Genomic DNA, 7468 nt, shown 5'->3' with positions numbered 1-7468 from the left:
GGGTACTGCTCGCCGATGCGGTGCGTCCAGTCCGCGTAGAACAGCGCCGGTGCCGCGGCGCAGTCGGCCAGGGTGAAGGCCTCACCACAGGCCCAGGTGTGGCTAGCCAGTCGCCCTTCAAGCCAGGCGTAGGCTCGTTCGAGTTTGTCCACCGCCAGGCTCAGGCCGTCGGCGCGTTTGACCGGGTCGCCGGTCAGTGCGCCGTCCACCGCCAGCTGCATGGCGTTCATCACGTGCAGGTCGAAGAAGCGGTCCATGAAGCGCACGCCGAGCGCGGCCATGGGGTCGGCCGGCAGCAACTGCACGGGGCCGGGGTGGGCCAGTTGCAGGTATTCGACGATGACGCTGGTTTCCACCACCTGGCGGTCACTGTCCAGCAGCAGCGGGAACTTGCGCAGCGGCCAGCGCTGCAGCCACTCGGCAACGTGCTGCGGGTGGTCCGGGCCGATCATGCGGAATTCAAACGGGGTGGCGTTCTCATGCAGCGCGATCAGCACCTTCTGCGTGTACGACGAGAAGGGGTGGCCGTAGAGGGCGAGCGTCATGGGGGCTCCTCAGCAACGGTGTTCAGTAGTGCGGTGGCAGTTCGTCGCGCAGGCTGCGAAAGCTCCCCGGTGCATCGTCTTCGCGCTGGCGGCGCAGCTGGCCCACTTCGCGCAGCAGCAGGCCGATCTGGTCTTGCTGTTGGGCGACCAGGGTGTTGAGGGTGTCGAGCAGGTCTTCGGCGTAGGCGAGCTGGATTTCCAGCCGGGTCAGGCGTTCGTCGGTTTCCTGCGGAGTGGGGTTGGCGGTGGTCATGGTGTGGGGGCGTTCAGGTGCTGATGGTGTTGGCGGGCGGCAGTTTGAGCAAGGCCCCGTATTTGTCGGCCAGGAAGCTTTCGGCGCGTTCGAGCATGAAATAGCGGAAGGCCTCGGCCGCGGGCGAGAGCAGTTTGGACAGGGTGTGCACCAGGTTCCAGGCGCGCAGCACGGGGCCGCCTTCAACGTCGAGGGTGGCAATCAGCTGGTGTTCGAGTTCCAGACCCAGCGTGTGCAGCGACAGGAAGCTGATGCCCATGCCGGCCATCACGGCCTGCTTGATGGTTTCGTTGCTGGTCATTTCCATGACCACGCGCGGCTCCATGCGGGATTTTTCCAGGAATTTCTCCATCGCTGCGCGCGTGCCCGAGCCGGGCTCGCGCAGGATGAAGCCGTAGGGCCGCAGCGATTCCACCGTGGGGTGGCCGATCTTGAGCAAGGGGTGGTCGGTGGGGGCGACGAACACGTGCGGGTGGGCGGCAAAGGGCTCGGCGCGGGTGGCCAGTTCTTTGGGCGGGCGGCCCATGACGGCGATGTCCACCTCGTTGTTGTGCAGCATCTTGACGAGCTGTTCGCGGTTGCCCACGGCCAGGCGCAGTTCCACGCCGGTGTGCTCGCGCTGGAACTCGGCCAGCAGGCGCGGCAGGAAGTATTTGGCCGTGCTGACCATGCCGATGGTGAGCTGCCCAGCCTCCACCTGCTTCAGGCGCGCGGCGGCGTCTTCGGCGTCTTTTAAGGTGGCCAACACCTTGCGGGCGTAGACCAGCATGTATTCGCCCGCCGTGGTCAGCGCCACCTGGCGGCCGGTGCGTTCAAACAGGGGCAGGCCCACGTGCCCTTCCAGTTCCTTGACCTGCATGGTCACGGCCGGCGGGGTGAGGTGCAGCACCTCGGCCGCGCGGGCAAAACTCAGGTGCCGGGCGACCTCCGTGAAAACCCTGAGTTGGCGGAAGGTGGCGTTCTTCATTCAGCTATTGCTTAACGTAAGTCGAATAAAACGTGAATTTACCTTACTTAAGTGCGTGCCTATAGTCCTTTCATCGCCCTGTTTCGGGGTGTTCCCAGCCTCCCATCACCGCGGACCACACCCATGCTCAGCGCCCTGATTTTTGATGTCGACGGCACCCTGGCAGACACGGAAAGCGTGCACCTGGAGGCCTTCAACCACGCCTTCCGGCAAGAGGGGCTGGACTGGCACTGGGACGTGCCGCTGTACACCCGGCTGCTGGACATTTCGGGTGGCAAGGAGCGCATGGCCCACCACTGGCGCACGGTGGACCCGTCCATGACCGAGCTGGGCGCGGGCGCACTGGCCGACACCATTGGCCGGCTGCACGAGATCAAGACCGCTTACTACGAGAACGCGGTCAACAACGGCGCGGTGCAGCTGCGCCCTGGCGTGCTGGCGCTCATGAACGACGCGCGGCGCGCGGGCCTGCAGCTGGCCATTGCCACCACCACCTCGCCGGTCAACATCGCGGCGCTGCTGCGCTCGGCCATCGGGCCGGACTGGCGCAGCCACTTCCTGGCCATTGGCGACGCGAGCAACGCGCCGGTCAAGAAGCCCAACCCGCAGGTCTACATGAAGGTGCTGGCCGACTTGGGCTTGCGCGCGGCGGATTGCGTGGCGTTTGAAGACTCGGCCAACGGCCTGCGCGCCGCCCGCGCGGCGGGGCTGCACACGGTGATCACGCCCAACAGCTTCACCGCCCACCACGACTTCAGCGGCGCGCTGCGCGTGCTGCCCGACCTGAGCGGCGTCAATGTGGCGCGGCTCAAGGAATGGCACAACCGCTAAGCCGGCATCTCCCATCACTTCCGAGGCATCCCCCCCAGGCACCCTATGACCATCCGCATCGCCCCGTCCATCCTGTCCGCCGACTTCGCCCGCCTGGGTGAAGAGGTGCGCGCCATCGAGGCCGCCGGGGCCGACCTGGTGCACTTCGACGTGATGGACAACCACTACGTGCCCAACCTCACCATCGGTCCGCTGGTGTGCGAGGCGATCCGCCCGCACGTGAAGATCGGCATCGACGTGCACCTGATGGTCGAACCGGTGGATGCGCTGATCCCGCTGTTTGCCAAGGCCGGCGCCAACCTCATCAGCTTCCACCCCGAGGCCAGCCGCCATGTGGACCGCACGCTGCAGCTGATCCGCGACCACGGCTGCAAGGCCGGCCTGGTGTTCAACCCGGCCACACCACTGACGCTGATGGACCACGTGATGGACAAGCTGGACCTGGTGCTGCTGATGAGCGTGAACCCGGGCTTTGGCGGGCAGAAGTTCGTCCCGTCCACGCTGGACAAGCTGCGCGACGCGCGCGGGCGCATTGACCGTCACACCGCCGCGCACGGTGGCGCGATCTGGCTCGAAGTGGACGGCGGCGTGAAAGTGGACAACATTGCACAGATCGTGGCCGCGGGTGCCGACACCCTGGTGGCCGGCAGCGCCGTGTTCGGCGCGCCCGACAGCGACGGTGGCTACAAGACCGTCATGAAGCAGCTGCGCTCGAACGCTGCCCACGCCTGAACACCCAACCTCTGAAAGCCTCCCATGCCCACGCGCCGCCGCTTCACCCTGACGCAGTACCTGATCGAACAACGCCGCCGCTTCCCCGGCGCCAGCGGCGACTTCAACGCCCTGTTGCTGGACGTGGCGCTGGCCTGCAAGGCCATCGCGCGCACGGTGGCCTTTGGCGAACTGGGCAGCGTGCTCGGCAACCCGACGATGGACGTGGCCACCAGCGTGAACGTGCAGGGCGAAGAGCAGAAAAAGCTCGACGTCATCAGCAACGAGTACTTCACGCAGATGACGGAATGGGGCGGCCACCTGGCGGGCATGGCGTCCGAAGAGATGGACCACCCGTACCAGATCCCGACCACACTGCAGCGCGGCAAGTACATGCTGGTGTTCGATCCGCTGGACGGGTCGAGCAACATCGACGTCAACGTGACGGTGGGCAGCATTTTCAGCGTGCTGCGCGCGCCGCAGGACGTGATCGACTCGGGCCGTGACGTGGTGGAGGCCGACTTTTTGCAGCCCGGCACGCAGCAGCTGGCCGCGGGTTACGCGCTCTACGGCCCCACCACCATGCTGGTGCTGACGGTGGGCAACGGCGTGGCCGGCTTCACGCTGGACCCGAACCTGGGCCAGTTCATGCTCACGCACCCGAACCTGCAGATCCCCGAAGACACGCACGAGTTCGCCATCAACGCGTCGAACGCGCGCTTCTGGGAAGCGCCCGTCAAGCGCTATGTGGACGAGTGCCTGGCCGGCAAGACCGGCCCGCGCGGCAAGGACTTCAACATGCGCTGGATCGCCAGCATGGTGGCCGAGGCGCACCGCATCCTCATGCGCGGCGGCGTGTTCATGTACCCGCGCGACACCAAGGACGCCGCCAAGCCCGGCCGCCTGCGCCTGCTGTACGAAGCCAATCCGGTGGGCATGATCATCGAGCAGGCCGGTGGCCGCGCCAGCACCGGCCGCGAGCCCATGCTGACCGTGCAGCCCACCGCGCTGCACCAGCGCATCGGCCTGGTGTTCGGCAGCAAGAACGAGGTCGAGCGCATCGAGCGTTACCACCGCGAACCGGTCGCCTACAAGGACGACAACCCGCTGTTCGCCGAGCGTTCCCTTTTCCGCGATTAAGGCCGAGGCCCACCCCCGCGCCGCCTGCGGCGTCACCCCCTCAAGGGGGCGGCACTGGCGGTCCGGCACAGCCGGTTCCGCGGTGCCACTGGAAGAAGTCACTTCTCACGTTTTGCTTTTTGTATTGACCGGAGACCCTCATGTCTGAACGCCATCCCATCATTGCGATCACAGGTTCCAGCGGCGCGGGCACCTCCACGGTGACCCGCACCTTCCAGAACATCTTCCGGCGTGAAGAGCTGACGGCCGCTGTCATCGAAGGCGACAGCTTTCACCGCTACGACCGCAAGGCCATGAAGTAGCTCATGGCCGACGAAGAGGCCAAGGGCAACCGCCACTTCAGCCACTTTGGCGCCGACGGCAACCTGTTCCCCGAGATCGAAGTGCTGTTCCGCCAGTACGCCATCGACGGCACCGGCAAGTGCCGCAAGTACCTGCACAACGCCGAAGAGGCCGCGCCCTACCAGCAGGAGGCAGGCACCTTCACCCCCTGGGAAGAGATTCCCGCAGGAACCGACCTGCTGTTCTACGAAGGCCTGCACGGCGCGGTGAAGACCGACACCGTGGACATTGCGCAGTACCCGGACCTGCTGATCGGCGTCGTGCCCTCGATCAACCTGGAGTGGATCCAGAAGCTGATCCGCGACAAGACCCAGCGCGGCTACAGCCAGGAAGCAGTGGTGGACACCATCCTGCGCCGCATGCCCGATTACGTGAACTACATCGTCCCGCAGTTCGGCCTGACGCATGTGAACTTCCAGCGCATCCCGGTGGTGGACACGTCCAACCCCTTCATCGCGCGCGACATCCCCAGCGCCGACGAGAGCATGGTGGTGATCCGCTTTGCCAAGCCCAAGGGCATCGACTTCCAGTACCTGCTGAGCATGATCAACGGGTCGTGGATGAGCCGCGCCAACACCATCGTGGTGCCGGGCGGGAAGATGGAGATCGCGATGCAGCTGATCTTCACGCCCTTCATCTGGCGGATGATGGAACGGCGCAAACGCGCCAGCTATTGACGCCCCAGGTGATTTGACGCCCCCCGCGCCGCACCGGAGGTGCGTCACCCCCCACTGGGGGGCAACACCAGCGGCCCGGCAGAGCCGGTTCCGCGGTGTTCTCGAACCAGACACTTCTCTCCGAACAGGACGCTGTATGCAGAACCCTTCGCCTGAACTCGCCCGTTCGATGGCCAACGCCATCCGCATGCTCGCTGTGGATGCGGTGGAGAAGGCCAAGAGTGGCCACCCTGGCGCGCCCATGGGCATGGCCGACATTGCCGAGGTGCTGTGGAACCGGCACCTCAAGCACAACCCGGCCAACCCGCACTGGCCCGACCGCGACCGCTTTGTGCTGTCCAACGGCCACGGTTCGATGCTGATCTATGCGCTGCTGCACCTCACCGGCTACGACCTGCCGATGGAGGAGCTGAAGAACTTCCGCCAGCTGCACAGCAAGACCGCGGGCCACCCCGAGGTGGGCATCACCCCCGGTGTGGAAACCACCACCGGCCCGCTGGGCCAGGGCATCACCAACGCGGTGGGCATGGCGCTGGCCGAGAAGCTGCTGGCCATGGAGTTCAACCGCGAAGACGAAGACGGCACGCACCACATCGTCGACCACCACACCTACGCCTTCCTGGGCGACGGCTGCCTGATGGAAGGCATCAGCCACGAGGCCTGCGCGCTGGCCGGCACGCTGCGCCTGTCCAAGCTGGTGGCGTTCTACGACGACAACGGCATCTCGATCGACGGCCATGTCGAAGGCTGGTTCACCGACGACACACCCAAGCGCTTCGAAGCCTACGGCTGGCACGTGATCCCGAACGTGGACGGCCACAACCCAGCCGCCATCGAGGCCGCGCTGTTGGACGCGAAGCAGCAGGGCGCCCGCGCCGACGGCAAGCCCACGCTGATCTGCTGCAAGACCGTGATCGGCATGGGCTCGCCCAACAAGGCCGGCACGCACGACGTGCACGGCGCCGCGCTGGGCGCGGCCGAAGTGGCGGCCACCCGCGCCGAGCTGGGCTGGACGGCTGCGCCGTTCGAGATCCCGGCCGATGTGGCCGCCGCCTGGAACGCGACAGACCGCGGCGCCGCGGCCGAGCAGGCGTGGCAGCAGCGCTTTGCCGCCTACCGCGCGCAGTACCCACTGGAAGCGGCCGAGTTTCAGCGCCGCATGGCCGGCGACCTGCTGCCCGCGTTTGCCGACCAGCTGCCCGCCGTGCTGGCTGCCATCGCCGCCAAGGCCGATGCGTTCGCGACCCGCAAGTCCAGCCAGAACGCGCTGGACGTGCTGGCGCCGCTGGTGCCCGAGTTCTTCGGCGGCAGTGCCGACCTCACCGGCTCCAACCTCACCAACTTCAAGGGCTGCGTGAAGGCCGGGCGCGACGCTTGGGGCAACCACCTGAGCTACGGCGTGCGCGAATTCGGCATGGCAGCTATCATGAACGGCATCGCCCTGCACGGCGGCTACATCCCCTACGGCGGCACCTTCCTGACCTTCAGCGACTACAGCCGCAACGCCATCCGTATGGCCGCGCTGATGAAGCAGCGTGTGATCCACGTCTTCACGCACGACTCCATCGGCCTGGGGGAAGACGGCCCGACCCACCAGTCGGTCGAGCACGTGCCCAGCCTGCGCATCATCCCCGGGCTGGACGTGTGGCGCCCGGCCGACGGGCTGGAGACGGCGGTGGCCTGGGCCTGCGCCATCGAGCGCAAGGACGGGCCCAGCGCGCTGTGCCTCTCGCGCCAGAACCTGCCGCGCCTGAGCGATGCGACCATGGTCGAAAAGATCCGCAAGGGCGGCTATGTGCTGGCCGAGGGCGCAAACCCCAAGGCCGTGATCCTGGCAACGGGTTCCGAGACCTCGCTGGCCATGGAGGCCCACGCTGCGCTGGCAGCGGAGGGCATCAGCACCCGCGTGGTGTCCATGCCCAGCAGCAATGTGTTCGACCGCCAGCCCGAGGCCTACCAGGACATGGTGCTGCCGCTGTCGCTGCCCACCGTGGCGGTGGAA

7 protein-coding genes and 1 pseudogene are annotated in these 7468 nt (G+C 66.6%); 5 read left to right on the top strand and 3 right to left on the bottom strand.

Going from position 1 to position 7468, the window contains the following annotated elements:
• The 3 genes from ACR2JA_RS02740 to ACR2JA_RS02730 form a co-directional block, all read right to left on the bottom strand.
• Window positions 1-545 (bottom strand): glutathione S-transferase family protein (locus ACR2JA_RS02740; RefSeq protein WP_434007589.1); only part of this gene is annotated, 545 nt, incomplete at its 3' end.
• A gap of 22 nt (window positions 546-567) precedes the next feature.
• Complete coding sequence (locus ACR2JA_RS02735; RefSeq protein WP_434007588.1) at window positions 568-798, bottom strand: SlyX family protein; 231 nt, start codon at window positions 796-798, stop codon at window positions 568-570.
• Window positions 799-811: 13 nt separating this feature from the next.
• Window positions 812-1765: a LysR substrate-binding domain-containing protein gene (locus tag ACR2JA_RS02730; RefSeq protein WP_434007587.1), complete on the bottom strand. Its 954-nt coding sequence runs from the start codon at window positions 1763-1765 to the stop codon at window positions 812-814.
• A 123-nt stretch (window positions 1766-1888) separates the two neighbouring features.
• Between ACR2JA_RS02730 and ACR2JA_RS02725 the strand changes: the two genes are divergently transcribed.
• The 5 genes and pseudogenes from ACR2JA_RS02725 to tkt all read left to right on the top strand — a co-directional run.
• Entirely contained in the window at window positions 1889-2596 is a 708-nt protein-coding gene (locus tag ACR2JA_RS02725; RefSeq protein ID WP_434007586.1) for an HAD-IA family hydrolase, read from the top strand.
• Window positions 2597-2641: 45 nt separating this feature from the next.
• Entirely contained in the window at window positions 2642-3328 is a 687-nt protein-coding gene (gene rpe / locus ACR2JA_RS02720) for a ribulose-phosphate 3-epimerase (RefSeq protein ID WP_434007585.1), read from the top strand.
• A 24-nt stretch (window positions 3329-3352) separates the two neighbouring features.
• Window positions 3353-4447, top strand: a complete 1095-nt coding sequence (locus tag ACR2JA_RS02715; protein ID WP_434007584.1) for a class 1 fructose-bisphosphatase — start codon at window positions 3353-3355, stop codon at window positions 4445-4447.
• Between the two features lie 140 nt (window positions 4448-4587).
• Window positions 4588-5466, top strand: a pseudogene (locus tag ACR2JA_RS02710) (phosphoribulokinase).
• Window positions 5467-5635: 169 nt separating this feature from the next.
• A partial coding sequence (gene tkt / locus ACR2JA_RS02705; protein WP_434007590.1) for a transketolase occupies window positions 5636-7468 on the top strand: 1833 nt, incomplete at its 3' end.

Source organism: Hydrogenophaga sp., from assembly GCF_051007235.1.
Taxonomy (GTDB): domain Bacteria; phylum Pseudomonadota; class Gammaproteobacteria; order Burkholderiales; family Burkholderiaceae_C; genus Hydrogenophaga.
This window is presented reverse-complemented; position numbering and strand designations above follow the sequence as displayed.